Genomic DNA, 14,641 nt, shown 5'->3' on the forward strand with positions numbered 1-14,641 from the left:
CGACGTTACTTCGTCTCGTCTTCGGCATCTCTGCCGTTCCCTTGCCGCCGTCGCGCTTCTCAGCGGCCCCGGCGTCGTGGGAGCCGGGTTATAGGCGGGTTGGATTAGCCCGGCAAGCGCTTTTTTCACCGCGGTGCGTTTTTCCTCGGCGGGGCCGGACGGCCGATGGTGGAGATCGACGACGATGCGGCAACGACCAGCGGGGCGAAGCGCTCCTCCGCCTCCTGCGGGGTGAAGCGGGAGCGTGAGACGGCGATGTTGATCGCGCCGATGGGCGCGCCGGCCGGACCGACGATGGCTGCCGCGATCGACAGGTCGCCATGGTAATATTCCTCGAAGGCGGTGGCGTAGCCGAGATCGGCGGACCGTTCGATCTTCGCCAGCAGATCCTCGCGCTTCCAGGTGGTGTTCGGCGTGTAGGGGTGCAGGTCCATGCGGTCGATCAGATCGGCGGCGTCCTCCATCGGCATCCGCGACAGCATCGCCACCCCCGGCGCCGTGCAGTAGGCGGGCATCCGCATCCCGAGGACGACGTCGGTGTTCAGCACGTGGCGGCTCATGAAGCGCGACACGAAGACGATCTCCGTGTCGTCCAGCATGGTGAGATTGATCGTCTCCTCGGTGGTCTTGCTGAGATGCATCAGGTAGGGCATCGAGCGTTCGAGCAGGCCGTTGCCGCGCAGGTAATGATGGCCGAGGTCGAGCGTCTTGACCGTCAGCTCGAACCGCTTCGTCTCCGGGTCCTTGTGCAGGTAGCCCAGCTTTTCCAGCGTGTGGGTGAAGCGCTGGGCCGCGCTCTTGTCCAGGCCGACGATGGAGGCGATCTGGGTCAGGCTCATCGTCGGGCGCGCCGCGTCGAACGCGTTCAGCACGCGGAACGCCTTTTCCACGGACATGACCATCAAGGGATCGCCGGCGCGCGCGGCGCCACCCTCCTTCACCGAGGCGTCCGCAACGGCGGTTGCGGATTCCGTGTCTGACTGTCGGGAAGACGGACGGCGCGGAGCCATGGCGATCGGTCCTGTGGTTCGTGTGCGAGAGATACCGTTGACAGGTCTAGCAAATCAAGCCAAGCTATTCAATACCAAGTATCGTATTGCAATACGACGCGCCGCCTCGAAGGGCGCCGGAACGTCCGCAAGGCGCGCGAAACGCCCCGCTTACAGGAGTGGTCCCGTGTTCAAATTCATCCTCACCGAGGTTCGTGGCCCGGTCGGCATCATCACGCTGAACCGCCCGGAGATCCTGAACGCCTGGAACGGCGCGATGCGCGACGAACTGGTCGTGGCGTTCGAGCAGTTCGAGAATCAGGACGGTGTGCGTGCGATCATCCTCACCGGGGCCGGCGACCGCGCCTTCGGCGCCGGGCAGGACCTGAACGAGACCAAGACCTTTGACGCCGACCGCGCCGAGGAGTGGGTGGCGGAGTGGGAGCGCCTCTACCACCGCATGCGCACCCTGTCGAAGCCGCTGATCATCGCGCTGAACGGCGTCGCCGCCGGCTCCGCCTTCCAGGTCGCCCTGCTCGGCGACTTCCGCATCGGCCACGCCGGGGTGCGCATGGGCCAGCCGGAAATCAACTCCGGCATCGCCAGCACCACCGGCCCGTGGATCATGAAGGAGATGATCGGCTTGGCCCGCACCATCGACCTGACGCTGTCGGGCCGGCTGATGGACGCCGAGGAAAGCCACCGCATCGGCCTGATCAACCGCATCGTCCCGCAGGACCGTGTGATGGCCGAATCCCTGGCCTTGGCCGAGGAACTGGCCGCCAAGCCGCCGGTCGCCATGCGTCTGGACAAGCAGCGGTTCCGCGAGATGACCGAGGCCGGCTTCCGCGACGCCCTGGCCGCCGGCGTCCGCATCCAGCGCGAGGCCTACGCGTCCGGCGAACCGGCCCGGATGATGGAGGAGTTCCTCGCCAAGCGCGCCGCGAAGCGCGCGTAAGGCAGACACGTCGTTCCAAGGGCGCAACGATCCGCCCGCCCGCGCCGCCACGGCGGCGCTCATCCACCGGGGCAGCAGAGACGCCCCGGCCGCACAGAACAGGGAGTTTCACATGAGCAAGACCTCCGGCTTCTCCATGGGCCGCCGCAGCCTGATGAAGGGAGCCGCCGGCGTCGCGCTGGGCGCCACCCTGCCCGCCGGGCTGCTGCGTCCGGCCTTCGCCGCCACCCAGCAGATCACCGTCGCCGATCCGGGCGGCCCCTACAGCCCGGCCTTCCGCAAGTCTTTCTACGACCCGTTCGAGAAGGCTACCGGCATCAAGGTGGTCAACGTCGCCCGTGAGGCGGAGCCGACCGCCCAGTTCAAGGCCATCGTGGAGACCAAGTCCTACACCTGGGACGTCTGCACGCTGACGCTGTCGGCGCGCGACATCCTGATGAAGCAAAACCTGCTGGAGCCGCTGAACTTCGCAGCGGCGGACGTCCCCGGCCTGATGCCGGACTCGCTGACCAGCCATTGGATGGGCACCGACGTCTATTCGACCATCCTCGGCTACCGCGCCGACAAGTTCGCCGCCAATGCGCCGCAGAGCTGGGCCGATTTCTGGAACGTCGAGAAGTTCCCGGGCCGCCGCTCGCTGCGCAAGAACCCGATCGACACGCTGGAGCAGGCACTGCTCGCCGACGGCGTGCCGCTCGACCAGCTCTACCCGCTCGACGTCGACCGCGCCTTCAAGGCGCTCGACCGCATCAAGCCGCACATCGCCGTGTGGTGGACCGGCGGCGCCCAGTCCAGCCAGCTCATCCAGAGCGGCGAAGTCGACATGATCGCCCTGTGGAACGCCCGCGCCCAGGCGGTGATCGACGGCGGCGCCCCGGTGAAGATCAACTGGAACCAGGGCCTCTACTCGATCGAAGGCTGGGGCATCCCGCGCGGCAACCCGCGCGCCGACGCCGCCCGCCAGTTCATCAAGTTCTGCGCCGATCCGTCCCGTCAGGCCGTCTTCACCGAGGTGCTGGCCTACGGCCCGACCAACCTCGACGCCTACAAGAGCATCCCGAAGGAGCGCGCCCCGGCGCTGCCCACCTTCGAAGACAACCTCAAGGTGATGACCATCGCCAAGGAGGATTGGTGGGGCGCCAACCGGTCGAAGATGAACGAGCGTTTCAACGCCTGGATCCTCGGCTAAGCCCGCCTGTCGGAAAGGAGACCCGCCGCCATGCTCTCACCGCCCGCACAGGCGCGGACAGCGCCGGTCCCGGCCGGAGCCGCCGCCACGCCGAAGCTGCAGGTCGACGGCCTGACCAAACGGTACGGCGCCATCACGGCGCTGGAACCCACCCGCCTGGACGTCCCGGCGGGCGAGTTCCTGACGCTGCTCGGCCCGTCGGGGTCCGGCAAGACCACGCTGTTGCAGATGATCTGCGGGCTGGTGGAGCCGAGCGGCGGGCGCATCCTGATCGATGGGCAGGACGAGACCCGAACCCCCGTGCACAAGCGGGACATCGGCCTCGTCTTCCAGCATTACGCCCTGTTCCCCCACCTGACGGTGGCCGAGAACATCGGCTTTCCGTTGCGGATGCGGGGCGTCGCCCCGGCGGACCTGGCGCGGCGCGTGAAGGAAGCGCTGGAGATGGTCCATCTCGGCCATCTCGCCGGGCGCTTCCCCAAGGAGCTGTCCGGCGGGCAGCAGCAGCGCGTTGCTCTGGCGCGCTGCTTCGTCTACCAGCCCTCGGTCATCCTGATGGACGAGCCGCTGGGGGCGCTCGACAAGAAGCTGCGCGAGCACATGCAGTACGAGATCAAGCGCCTTCACCGCGAGACCGGCGCCACGATCATCTACGTCACCCATGACCAGGAGGAAGCCCTGGCCATGTCGGACCGCATCTGCCTGATGAACCACGCGCGGATCGAGCAGCTCGGCACCCCGCACGACATCTACGCGCGCCCGAAGACCGCCTTCGCCGCCGACTTCATCGGCGTGTCGAACATCTTCCGTGGGCAGGTCCGGCGCGACGGCAACGGGGTGCCCATGCTGGTCACCGGCAACGGCAGCTTCCGTCTGTCCGCCGACACGCCGGACCGTTCGGACGGCACGCTGGTTGTCCGTCCCGAGCAGCTCGACATCGACGGCGAGGGCGACAACGAGGTGCGGGGCGAGGTGGTGGACACCGTCTATGCCGGGTCCGAGACCCGCGTCCTGGTGTCGCTCGGCGGCGAGGAGACGATCACCGTCCGGCTGCGCCGCGGCACCGCCCCGCCGCGGCTTGGCGAGGTCGTCGCGGTGCGCTGGCGCGCCGACGCCGGGGTGCTGGTGTCATGAGCGCCGCCGCCCTGAACCATGACGGCGCCTTCGCCGCGGCGCGGCGGTGGCTGCGCTTCGGGCCGCTGTGGCTGGCCGCCCCCGGCCTCGCCTTCCTCGCCATCTTCTTCCTGTTCCCGGTGCTGCGGCTGCTCGGCCTCAGCGTCCAGGACCTGGAGACCTCGGCCTGGACCGGCGACCATTACGCCCGCATCGTCGCCACGGATGTCTATTTCCGCGTCCTGATGAGCACCTTCCGCATCGCCGGGCTGACCGCCCTGCTGTCGCTCCTGTTCGGCTACCCGCTGGCCTACTGGCTGGCGCAACTGCCGGAGCGCCAGCGCGGGCTGGCGATCCTGGCCGTGATGGTGCCCTTCTGGACCAGCTATCTGGTGAAGACCTTCGCCTGGATGGTAATCCTCGGGCGCACCGGCGTCATCAACCAGATCCTCTCCGGCACCGGGATGTCGCCCCTGCCGCTGCTGCACAACGAGTTCGGCGTGATGGCCGGCATGGTCCACGCCATGCTGCCGCTGGCCGTGCTGACCATGCTGCCGGTGCTGACCACCATCGATCGCCGGCTGGTCCAGGCGGCGGAAACGCTGGGCGCGCCACCAGCCAACGCCTTCTGGCTCGTCTATTTCCAACTTTCCTTGCCTGGTGTGGCGGCGGCGGGGCTGCTGACCTTCATCTCCTCGCTGGGCTTCTTCATCGTTCCGGCGCTGCTCGGCGGGCCGCAGCAGACCATGCTGGCGCAGCTCATCATCACCCAGATCCAGGAGATGCTGAACTGGGCCTTCGCCGGCGCGCTGGCCACCTTCATGCTGGTCGCCGCCCTGGTCACCTGCTGGGTCTACGACCGGCTGTTCGGCCTGTCGTCCCTGTCGGGAGAGACCTCCGGGCGGGCGGGCGGCGGCCAGGGCCGCCTGCGCGGCGCCGGGATGAAAATTCTGTCGGCGCTCGCCAAGGCGTCGACGGCGCTTGGCGGTCCGGTCGGGCGCGTGCTGGGACCGAAGATGATGGACCGGCTGCTGCCGCTCTATTCCACGGCGGTGATCGTCTTCCTGGTCGCCCCGGCGCTGGTAGTCGTTCCCATCGCCTTCACCACCTCCCCCTTCCTCGACTTCCCGCCGCCGGGCTACGGGCTGGAGTGGTTCCGGGTCTACTTCAACTCCGACCTCTGGGTGTCGGCGACGATCCGCTCTTTCGTGGTGGCCTTCGCCACGGCGGTCCTGGCGACGCTGGTGGCCGGTCTGGCGGCGCTGGCGCTCGCCCGCTCCTCCTCGCGCTGGCGGGGGGCGATCTTCGCCTTCTTCCTGGCGCCGATGATCGTGCCGCGCATCGTCATCGCGGTCGGGCTGTTCTACCTGTTCGCCCAGATCGGGCTGGTCGCCACCGACCTCGGCCTGATCATCGGCCACACGGTGCTGGCCCTGCCCTTCGCCTTCGTCGCGATCTCCGCGGTGGTCAAGGGGCACGACTGGCGGCTGGACCAGGCGGCGGCGACGCTGGGGGCGAACCGCTTCCGGACGCTGATGCTGGTCACCGTGCCGCTGATCCGCGGCGGTCTGGTGGCGGCCTTCCTGTTCGCCTTCATCACCTCCTTCGACGAGCTGACCGTGGCGATCTTCGTCAGCGGCGGCGTCAAGACCACGCTTCCGAAGCAGATGTGGGACGACATGATCCTCCAGTTGAACCCGACGCTGGCCGCCGTGTCCGTCGTGGTCTTCGCGATCGTGATGGCCCTGCTGCTGATGGCGGAATGGCTGCGCCGTCCGGCGCGCTGATCGGCAACCCTATTCGGCCGTAACCAACCGACCAAACGCATTCGAGATTACGCACCATGTCCGATTTCGAAGAAGGGTTCGTCCGCCTGTTCACGCAGGCGGCCCGGACCGGACGGGCCCGCCTGTTCGCCCGCTTCAACGGCGAGGCGCTGAGCTTCGCCACGCTCGACCGTCAGTCCGACGGCGTGGCGGCGGAGCTGCGGCGGCTGGGGTTGAAGCCCGGCGACCGCGTGGCGCTCATGCTGCGCAACAGCCCGCTGGTGCTTTCCACCCTGTTCGGCCTCGCCAAGGCCGGGCTGGTCTGGGTGCCGATCAACGCCCAGCAGCGCGGCGAGGGCCTGCGCTACATCCTGGAGCATTCGGACCCCGGCGCCATCATTGCCGAGGCCGAGTTCCTGCCGGTGATCGCCGAGACGGGTGCGGTGCCCGCCGGCACGCCGCTGATCGTCCAGGGCGACCCGGCGGCGGCCCTGCGGCTGGAAACCCTGCTGGAGTCCGACGCCGCCTTCGAGGAGGCGCCGCCCGCCCCCGACGACATCTTCGCCATCATGTACACCTCCGGCACCACCGGGCGGCCCAAGGGCGTGCTGGTGTCGCACCGCATGATGCGGCTGGCCGGCGAGGCGGTGGCCCGCGTCTCCGCCGCCCGCGATGGCGACGTGCTGTTCGTGTGGGAGCCGCTGTACCACATCGGCGGCGCCCAGATGATCGTCATGCCGCTGATCCGCGGCGTGTCGCTCGCCATGGTCGACCGCTTCAGCGCCAGCCGCTTCTGGGACCAGGTGCGGGAGTATGGGGCGACCCACATCCATTATCTGGGCGGCATCCTGCAGATCCTGCTCAAGCAGCCGGTCTCGCCGCGCGATCATGACCACCCCGTGCGCATCGCCTGGGGCGGCGGCTGCCCCAAGGAGACCTGGACGCCCTTCGAGGAGCGGTTCGGCGTGCAGATCCGCGAATGCTACGGCATGACCGAGGCGTCGAGCATCACCACCTGCAACGACGAGGGCGTGGTCGGCGCGGTCGGCCGCCCGATGCCCTGGTTCACCGTCGAGCTGCTGGACGGCGCGGGCAAGCCGGTGCCGCAGGGCGAGCGGGGCGAGATCGTCGTCCGCACCGACCGGCCCGGCGCCATCTTCGCCGGTTACTTCCGCAACCCGGAGGCGACGGCCCGCGCGCTCAAGGACGGTGCCCTGCACACCGGCGACCTCGGCTCGCTGGACGACAGCGGCACGCTGCTGTTCCACGGCCGGATGACCGACAGCGTGCGCTGCAAGGGCGAGAACGTCTCTGCCTGGGAGGTCGAGCATGTGGCGGCCACCCACCCCTCCGTCGAGGATTGCGCCATCATCGGCGTCGCCGCCGAGGTGGGCGAGCAGGACATCAAGCTGTTCGTGAAGCCGAAGGCCGGGGCGACGCTGGACATCCCGTCGCTGTCCGGCTGGCTCGGAAAACAGCTCGCTCCCTATCAGAATCCGCGCTACATCGCGGTGGTCGAGGAGTTCGAGCGCACCCCCAGCCAGCGCATCATGAAGCACAAGCTGTCCCCCGCCTTAGACGGCTGCTGGGACCGGCTGGCCGGCTGACGGCGCGTCTCACCTCCCCCCGCATGCCGACCGGCCTGCGGGGGAATTTTTTGGACCCGGCTCCGGGTGCCCCCCTGTCGCCCCGCCGATCAAGCCCGCCTTATTGGAAAGCCTTGGACATGCCGCTGCACCGCTGGTTCTCGAACCGCAAGTTACTGCACAAGATCCTCGTTCCGGTTCTCGTCCTGCTGATCGTCATCGCCAGCCTCGTCTGGACCGCCCGGAGCGCGATCTCCGACCTGACGCAATCGACCGCCCGCATCACCGAGGTGGTCGCCAACCGGCTCGGCGCGGCGATTGCCGTCCAGTCGGCGCTCGGCGACGCCATGGACACCGAGGCGAACGCCATCGTCGCCTCCTCCCGCGAGGCCATCGACGCCGCCAACGCGCAGCTCAAGGCCAACATCGCCAAGGCGGTGTCCGCCATCGACACGCTGGCCGAGGCCTACGACGATCCGGCGGAGCGCGAGAGCATCCAGGCCATCAAGTCGATCGTCGGGGAGTATGAACGCATCGCCCAGACGACCGTGCAGCTGGCCCGCGGCTTCGACACCGACGGCGCCATCCGCGTGTCCATCGACGTCGGCCGCCCAGTCCGGCAGAAGCTGACCGCGGCGCTGGGCGAGCGGGTGGAGCAGAGCATGGCCGACACGCGGGAGGCCGAGAAGCGCGCCACCGCCCTGTCCCAGCAGGTTATGGCGCGGCTCTACACGGTCGCGGGCGCCGGCGTGCTGTTCGCCTTCGGCCTGCTGGGGTCCATCCTGCTGTTCTTCGTCGTGCGTCCGCTGCACCGCCTGACGTCGGAGATGACCTTGATCGCCGCCGGCGACCTGACCGTCGCCATCCAGGGCACCTCGCGGACGGACGAGGTCGGCCTGCTCGCCCGTGCGCTCCAGGTCTTCAAGAGCAACGGATTGGAGATGCGGCGTCTCCAGGAGGAGAGCGACGCGCAGAAGCGCCAGATGGAGGCTGACCGCCGGGCCGCCATGCTGGCCTTGGCCGACCAGTTCGACGCCAACGTGCAGGGTGTGGTCCACGCCGTTTCGCAGGCCGCCCGCCAGCTTCAGAGCAACGCGCAGACGATGACCGGCGCCGCCGAGACGACGACGGAGCAGGCCTCCTCGGTCGCCGCCGCGACGGAGCAGGCATCGGCCAACGTCGCGACGGTCGCCGCTGCGTCGGAGCAGCTGGGAAGCTCCATCGGCGAGATCGGCCGCCAAGTGAACGGCGCCGCGACGGTCGCCCGCGACGCGGTGACAGAAGGGGAACGGACCAACGCGCTGGTCGAGCGGCTGTCCAGCGCCGCCCAGAAGATCGGCGACGTGGTCAACCTGATCCAGAACATCGCCAGCCAGACCAACCTGCTGGCGCTGAACGCCACCATCGAGGCGGCGCGGGCGGGCGAGGCCGGCAAGGGCTTCACCGTGGTCGCCCACGAGGTGAAGGCGCTGGCCACCCAGACCTCCCAGGCGACCGAGGAGATCGCCAGCCAGATCACCGAGATCCAGGCGATCACCGAAGGCACCGTGGCGGCCATCCGCAACATCGCCCGCACCATCGCCGACGTGGACGCCATCGCCGGCGCCATCGCTGCCGCCGTGGAGCAACAGACCGCCGCCACCCACGAGATCGGCCGCAACATCCAGCAGGCGGCCCAGGGCACCCGGCTGGTGTCGGGCAACATCGGCGGCGTCAGCCAGTCAGCCACCGACGTGCGCGAGGCCGCCGCCGAGGTACTGGATGCGGCGAACAGCCTGTCCCGCGACTCCGACCTGCTGCGCGACGAAATACAGGGCTTCATCGCGCGGGTCCGCGCGGGCTGACCTCTCCGTGCGGGCGTGACCCCCGCGTGACCATTGTCGCGTCGCGCGGGGGCAGCGCCCCCAACGGCCGAATTCGTGGTAGCATGGCGCTCCACAGTCGGAAGCCTTTGGTACCCCATGCCGAGCCTGTCCAGCGGCCTCAACGCCCTCATCGCCACGGTCCTGCGCAGCCACCCCTCCCTCCGGGTGCTGCCGGTGTCCCGCTACACCCGGGACCAGGCCGCCGCCTACGCCGCCGCCAACGGGCGGGCCATCGCCCACGCCGTCGACGCGCGCGGGCGGCAGTCGCTCCTGGTCGCCATGACCGGGCTGGATTACGTCAGCGTCTGCGATCTCGACCACGATCTGACGGTCCCCGCCGAGCAGCCGGTGTCGCTGATCGTGCCCGAGCTGCGCGGCGGGCTGCTCGCCCGCTTCACCCCGCGCACCGCCGGGGACGTGTGCCGGATCGTCGAGGCCGTCTGCCCCTGATCCGGTGAAAAGGCTCTCGCGAGGGGCCCTCTCCCAACCCTCCCCCGCTGCGCAGGGGAGGGCATCGGAACCTCAGGCCGGCTGCATGCTGCCCGTCTGCTGGTAGCGCAGGTGCCAGGAAAAGGCCTCCTCCAGCAGGTGCGGCGTGTGGCCGCCGCGCTGCAGCGCCCGGCGGTGATAATCCAGCGCCAGCTCGCGGTAGCTGGGATGGACGCAGTTGCGGATGATCGTCTCCGCCCGCTCGCGCGGGGCGAGGCCGCGGAGGTCGGCCAGACCGGTTTCGGTCACCAGGACGTCCACGTCATGCTCGTTGTGGTCGGTGTGAGTGACCATCGGCACGACGCTGGAGATCCGGCCGTCCTTGGCCAGCGACTTGGTGACGAAGATGGCGAGGTGGGCGTTGCGCGCGAAGTCGCCGGAGCCGCCGATGCCGTTCATCATCTGCGTGCCGTTGACATGGGTCGAGTTCACGTTGCCGTAGATGTCGCACTCCAGCGCCGTGTTGATGCCGATCACGCCCAGCCGGCGGATGACCTCCGGGTGGTTGGAGATTTCCTGCGGGCGCAGCAGCAGCCGGCCCTTGTAGCTGCCGATCTTCGGCAGAACCTCCGCGTACTTCCCGGCGCTCAGCGTGATCGAGGAGCCAGAGGCGAAGGTCAGCTTGCCGGCGTCGAACAGATCGAAGGTGCTGTCCTGCAGGACCTCGCTGTACATGGTCAGGTCGTGGAACGGGCTGTCGATCATGCCGTGCAGCACGGCGTTGGCGATGGTCCCGATCCCGGCCTGGAGCGGGTTCAGCGAGCGGCCCAGCCGGCCCTGCCGCACCTCGCGGTCGAGGAACTCGATCAGGTGCCCGGCGATGTCCCTGGTTTCATCGTCCGGCGGCAGGATGGTGGCGCTGCTGTCCTGCTTGCGGGTCACCACGATGGCCGCGATCTTCGACGGATCGATGGGGATGCAGGGCAGGCCGGCCCGGCTCTCCGCCGTCACCACCGGGATCGGCTCGCGGAAGGGGCGGCGCGTCGGGATGTAGACGTCGTGCATCCCCTCCAGGTCGAGCGGCTGGGTCAGGTTCAGCTCGACAATGACCTTCTCCGCCAGGATGGCGAAGGTCGCGGAGTTGCCGATGGAGGTGGTGGGAACGATCCCTCCCGTCTCGGTGATCGCGCAGGCCTCGATCACCGCCACGTCCACCGGCCCCATCTGGCGGGAGCGCAGAAGCTCCACCGTCTCCGACAGGTGCTGGTCGACGAACATCACCTCGCCGCGGTTGATCGCCTTGCGCAGCACCGGGTCGGCCTGGAACGGCAGGCGGCGGGCCAGAACCCCGGCCTCCGTCAGGATGCGGTCCACGTCGTTGCCGAGCGAGGCGCCGGTCATCAGCGTGACCTTCAGCCGTTCCGTCGCGGCGCGTTCGGCCAGCGCCAGCGGCACCGCCTTGGCGTCCCCGGCGCGGGTGAAGCCGCTCATGCCGATGGTCATGCCGTCACGGATCAGCAGGGCCGCCTCTTCCGGCGTCACCACCTTTCCCCACAGGGATTTCAGGCGAATACGGTCGCGGTACATGGTTATCCTTTGCACGTTCTCGGGCGTTTGTTGCCTGTTGGGATTGTTCGGTGGACGATTCACTTGTTCTTTTCTTTGAGGTCCGTCATAGGCCCCCCTTTCGCAGCGCTGCAATTGCCGGTCGGTCATATCAGGGTGTCCTAATGGGCATGAATGGCCGCCCTGCGCCGTCGCTCCTCAAACGCCCGGTTGTGCCCCGGCACCGCCCTGGGGCATATGAATGGGTCGTCCGCCGTGACCCTTGTCCGGCCAACGAATAAGCCTGCCAGGGAGCCCCCGCCGATGCGTTTCTCTTCCCTCACCGACCGCATCCGCGGCGACCGCGTCGCGGCCTGGGACATCCATTTCGCCGCCTGGACCGCCAAGGGGCGCGGCGAGGACGTGATCGTGCTGAGCGTCGGCGACCCTGATTTCGACACGCCCGCCCCGGTGCGCGACGCCGCCATCGCCGCCCTGCACGCCGGCGACACCCACTACACCCCGATTCCCGGCCGTCCGGAGCTGCGCGCCGCGCTGGCCCGCGACGTGGCCCGCCGCACCGGCATGGCCGTCGAGCCGGAGAACGTCATCGTCTGCGCCGGGGCGCAGAACGGCCTGTTCAACGCCACCCTCTGCCTCGTCGAGGCGGGGGACGAGGTGCTGGTGCCCGAGCCGATGTACCTGACCTACGAGGCCTGCGTCCGCGCGTCGGGCGCCACGCTGGTCCCGGTGGCACCGGACGCCGCCACGCTGCGGCTGGACCCGGCGGCGCTGGCCGCAGCGGTCACCCCGCGCACCCGCGCCATCTTCCTGGCGACGCCGGCCAACCCCACCGGCATCGTCATGTCGGCGGAGGAACTGGAGGCCGTCGCCGACCTCGCCCGCCGTCACGATTTGTGGGTGGTCGCCGACGAGGTCTACGCCAGCCTGACCTTCGACCGGCCGCACATCGGCATCGCCACCCTGCCCGGCATGGCGGAGCGCACGGTGACCATCAACAGCCTGTCCAAGTCGCACGCCATGACCGGCTGGCGCGCCGGCTGGGTGGTCGCCCCGGCGCCGTTGGTCGGCCATATGGGCACGCTGGCGCTGTGCATGCTCTACGGCCTGCCGGGCTTCGTGCAGCAGGCGGCGCTGGTCGCCGTCGAGCAGGGCGACGAGGCGGTGGCGGCGATGCGCGAGGGCTACCGCCGCCGCCGCGACATCGCGCTGGAGGCGCTCGGCTCCGTTCCCGGCCTGCGCTGCCTGAAGCCGGAGGCCGGCATGTTCATGCTGGTGGACGTGCGCGGCACCGGCCTGCCGACCATGGAGTTCGCGTGGCGGCTGTTCCGCGAAACCGGCGTGTCGGTCCTCGACGCCGGCGCCTTCGGCCCGGCGGCGGCGGGCTGCGTCCGCCTGTCCTTCGCGGTCGGCGAGGCGGAGCTTGACGAGGCCTGCCGCCGCATCGCCGCCTTCGTGACGGGGTTGGCGTCAGGGGCATGACGTTGGCCGAAAACCCCTCTCCCGCCCCGGGAGAGGGTGGCCCGAAGGGCCGGGTGAGGGTCGTGCGAGGATCAAGAGACTGATCCTTGCCGGCACCCTCACCCTTCCCACGCCTCCGGCGCGGGCCCCTTCCCTCTCCCGGGACGGGAGAGGGGATTCCTGACGCCCCTCGACGCTGTTACCGAGCGTTACAAATCTAATCCCTTCTGGACATATTCTGCGCGCGACGCCGTGATAGCGTCCCGCCGGGATCGGGGCCGGGCCGCCGGCCGCCCTCCCGACGCGACTTTCCGGACGACGCCCGCAGGCGATGAAGGACCCGATGGATTTGGACACGCCTCTCAAACCGCCGCCCGCGCAGGGGCCGGACAGCCACGCCACGGCAGTGCCGGAGGCCCGCCGGGACCAGTCGGTTCCCGCCGCCCAACGGACCGACGCGCCGCGACGGCGCTCGATCCTGGGGCGGGTGCTGGCGTGGCTGGTGGTGCTGGCGCTGATCGGCGGCGGGGTGTGGTGGTTCGCCTTCCGCCCGGCGCCGGAGATGGCGGCCCGCGGCGGCCCCGGCGGGTTCCGGCCCGGGATGCCGACCGCCTCGCCGGTGGTGACCGCCACGGTGGAAAAGGGCGACATGCCGATCCGGCTGAACGGGCTGGGCACCGTCTCGTCGCTCGCCACCGTCACGGTGCGCCCGCAGGTCGGCGGCCAGCTCACCCAGGTCGCCTTCACCGAGGGGCAGACCGTGCAGAAGGGCGACTTCCTGGCGGAGGTGGACCCGCGCCCCTTCCAACTCGCCGTCGAGCAGGCCGAGGCCCAGCTTCTGCGTGACCAGGCGCTTTTGAAGAACGCCCGGCTGGACCTGGAGCGCTACCGCCTGCTGGTCAAACAGGACTCCATCGCCAAGCAGCAGCGCGATACACAGGAATCGCTGGTCCAGCAGTATGAGGGCACAGTGAAGGCCGATCAGGTGGCGGTGGAGAACGCCAAGCTGAACCTGTCCTACACCCGCATCACAGCGCCGGTCTCGGGCCGCGCCGGGCTGCGGCTGGTCGATTCCGGCAACTACGTCACGGCGGGCGAGGCCGGCGGCATCGTTGTCATCACCCAGGTGCAGCCGATCTCCGTCCTGTTCACCCTGCCGGAGGACAACATCCCGGCGATCATGGCCCGGCTGCGCGACGGGGCGAATCTGCCGGTCACCGCCTACGACCGGACGCGCGACCGTGTGCTGGCGACCGGCACGCTGACCACGGTGGACAACCAGATCGACGTGACCACCGGCACGGTCAAGCTGCGCGCCCAGTTCGACAACGCCGACCAGTCGCTGTTCCCCAACCAGTTCGTCAACGTCCAGCTTCTGGTGGACACGCTGGCCGGCGTGCCGATGGTCCCGGTGGCGGCGGTGCAGCGCGGGGCGCCCGGCACCTATGTCTATGTGGTGAACGGCGCGGACAGCACGGCCTCCGTCCGTCCGGTGACGCTGGGCGCCAGCGACGGGGCGAAGACCGTCATCACACAGGGCGTGCAGCCCGGCGAGACGGTGGTGATCCAGGGCGCCGACCGCCTGCGCGAGGGCGCCAAGGTGGCGGCGACCGACGGTTCGGCCCAGCCGGCTGCCCCCGCACCGTCCCCCTCTCCGGCCAGCGAGGGGCCGCGCCCGCAGCGCCGTCCCCAGCGCAACGCGTCGTAACGCGCGCCTGC

11 protein-coding genes are annotated in these 14,641 nt (G+C 69.5%); 9 read left to right on the forward strand and 2 right to left on the reverse strand.

The window, feature by feature from the left end; all coding sequences use genetic code 11:
• Window positions 1-125 precede the first annotated feature (125 nt).
• Entirely contained in the window at window positions 126-902 is a 777-nt protein-coding gene (locus DS837_RS30260) for an IclR family transcriptional regulator (protein WP_247890212.1), read from the reverse strand.
• 274 nt (window positions 903-1,176) lie between these two features.
• Between DS837_RS30260 and DS837_RS30265 the strand changes: the two genes are divergently transcribed.
• From DS837_RS30265 to DS837_RS30295, 7 genes are all read left to right on the forward strand, one after another.
• Window positions 1,177-1,947, forward strand: coding sequence for an enoyl-CoA hydratase/isomerase family protein (locus tag DS837_RS30265; RefSeq protein WP_149168137.1), 771 nt, complete (start codon window positions 1,177-1,179; stop codon window positions 1,945-1,947).
• Window positions 1,948-2,059: 112 nt separating this feature from the next.
• A complete protein-coding gene (locus DS837_RS30270; protein ID WP_149168138.1) occupies window positions 2,060-3,136 on the forward strand; it encodes a polyamine ABC transporter substrate-binding protein in 1,077 nt (358 codons plus the stop codon).
• A 30-nt stretch (window positions 3,137-3,166) separates the two neighbouring features.
• The gene (locus tag DS837_RS30275; RefSeq protein WP_149168139.1) at window positions 3,167-4,270 is read left to right on the forward strand and encodes an ABC transporter ATP-binding protein; all 1,104 of its coding nucleotides are present in this window, start codon (window positions 3,167-3,169) and stop codon (window positions 4,268-4,270) included.
• Entirely contained in the window at window positions 4,267-6,036 is a 1,770-nt protein-coding gene (locus tag DS837_RS30280; RefSeq protein WP_149168140.1) for an ABC transporter permease subunit, read from the forward strand. Before DS837_RS30275 ends, DS837_RS30280 begins: the two co-directional genes overlap by 4 nt.
• Before the next feature lie 56 nt (window positions 6,037-6,092).
• The gene (locus DS837_RS30285) at window positions 6,093-7,622 is read left to right on the forward strand and encodes an AMP-binding protein (protein WP_149168141.1); all 1,530 of its coding nucleotides are present in this window, start codon (window positions 6,093-6,095) and stop codon (window positions 7,620-7,622) included.
• Between the two features lie 119 nt (window positions 7,623-7,741).
• A complete protein-coding gene (locus tag DS837_RS30290) occupies window positions 7,742-9,445 on the forward strand; it encodes a methyl-accepting chemotaxis protein (protein ID WP_149168142.1) in 1,704 nt (567 codons plus the stop codon).
• A 117-nt stretch (window positions 9,446-9,562) separates the two neighbouring features.
• Window positions 9,563-9,916 carry a hypothetical protein gene (locus DS837_RS30295; RefSeq protein WP_149168143.1) on the forward strand — a complete coding sequence of 118 codons (354 nt, stop codon included), beginning with the start codon at window positions 9,563-9,565 and terminating at the stop codon, window positions 9,914-9,916.
• Between the two features lie 72 nt (window positions 9,917-9,988).
• On the opposite strand, the gene scpC is transcribed toward DS837_RS30295, so the two are convergent.
• On the reverse strand, window positions 9,989-11,482 hold the full coding sequence (gene scpC / locus DS837_RS30300) for a succinyl-CoA:acetate CoA-transferase ScpC (protein ID WP_149168144.1): 1,494 nt from the start codon (window positions 11,480-11,482) through the stop codon (window positions 9,989-9,991).
• 282 nt (window positions 11,483-11,764) lie between these two features.
• On the opposite strand from scpC, the gene DS837_RS30305 reads away from it, so the two are divergent.
• The gene (locus DS837_RS30305; protein WP_149168145.1) at window positions 11,765-12,943 is read left to right on the forward strand and encodes a pyridoxal phosphate-dependent aminotransferase; all 1,179 of its coding nucleotides are present in this window, start codon (window positions 11,765-11,767) and stop codon (window positions 12,941-12,943) included.
• Between the two features lie 322 nt (window positions 12,944-13,265).
• Window positions 13,266-14,630 (forward strand): MdtA/MuxA family multidrug efflux RND transporter periplasmic adaptor subunit, encoded by a 1,365-nt coding sequence (locus DS837_RS30310; RefSeq protein ID WP_149168146.1) that lies wholly within the window; start codon window positions 13,266-13,268, stop codon window positions 14,628-14,630.
• Window positions 14,631-14,641 lie beyond the last annotated feature (11 nt).

Source organism: Azospirillum brasilense, from assembly GCF_008365405.1.
Classification (GTDB): domain Bacteria; phylum Pseudomonadota; class Alphaproteobacteria; order Azospirillales; family Azospirillaceae; genus Azospirillum; species Azospirillum brasilense_D.

Excerpts from the sequence above, each read along its gene's own strand:
- scpC (WP_149168144.1), bottom strand. The coding sequence starts at position 11,482 with ATGTACCGCGACCGTATTCGCCTGAAATCCCTGTGGGGAAAGGTGGTG.
- DS837_RS30285 (WP_149168141.1), top strand. The coding sequence starts at position 6,093 with ATGTCCGATTTCGAAGAAGGGTTCGTCCGCCTGTTCACGCAGGCGGCC.
- DS837_RS30280 (WP_149168140.1), top strand. The coding sequence starts at position 4,267 with ATGAGCGCCGCCGCCCTGAACCATGACGGCGCCTTCGCCGCGGCGCGG.
- DS837_RS30260 (WP_247890212.1), bottom strand. The coding sequence starts at position 902 with ATGGTCATGTCCGTGGAAAAGGCGTTCCGCGTGCTGAACGCGTTCGAC.
- DS837_RS30305 (WP_149168145.1), top strand. The coding sequence starts at position 11,765 with ATGCGTTTCTCTTCCCTCACCGACCGCATCCGCGGCGACCGCGTCGCG.
- DS837_RS30270 (WP_149168138.1), top strand. The coding sequence starts at position 2,060 with ATGAGCAAGACCTCCGGCTTCTCCATGGGCCGCCGCAGCCTGATGAAG.
- DS837_RS30290 (WP_149168142.1), top strand. The coding sequence starts at position 7,742 with ATGCCGCTGCACCGCTGGTTCTCGAACCGCAAGTTACTGCACAAGATC.
- DS837_RS30295 (WP_149168143.1), top strand. The coding sequence starts at position 9,563 with ATGCCGAGCCTGTCCAGCGGCCTCAACGCCCTCATCGCCACGGTCCTG.
- DS837_RS30275 (WP_149168139.1), top strand. The coding sequence starts at position 3,167 with ATGCTCTCACCGCCCGCACAGGCGCGGACAGCGCCGGTCCCGGCCGGA.
- DS837_RS30310 (WP_149168146.1), top strand. The coding sequence starts at position 13,266 with ATGGATTTGGACACGCCTCTCAAACCGCCGCCCGCGCAGGGGCCGGAC.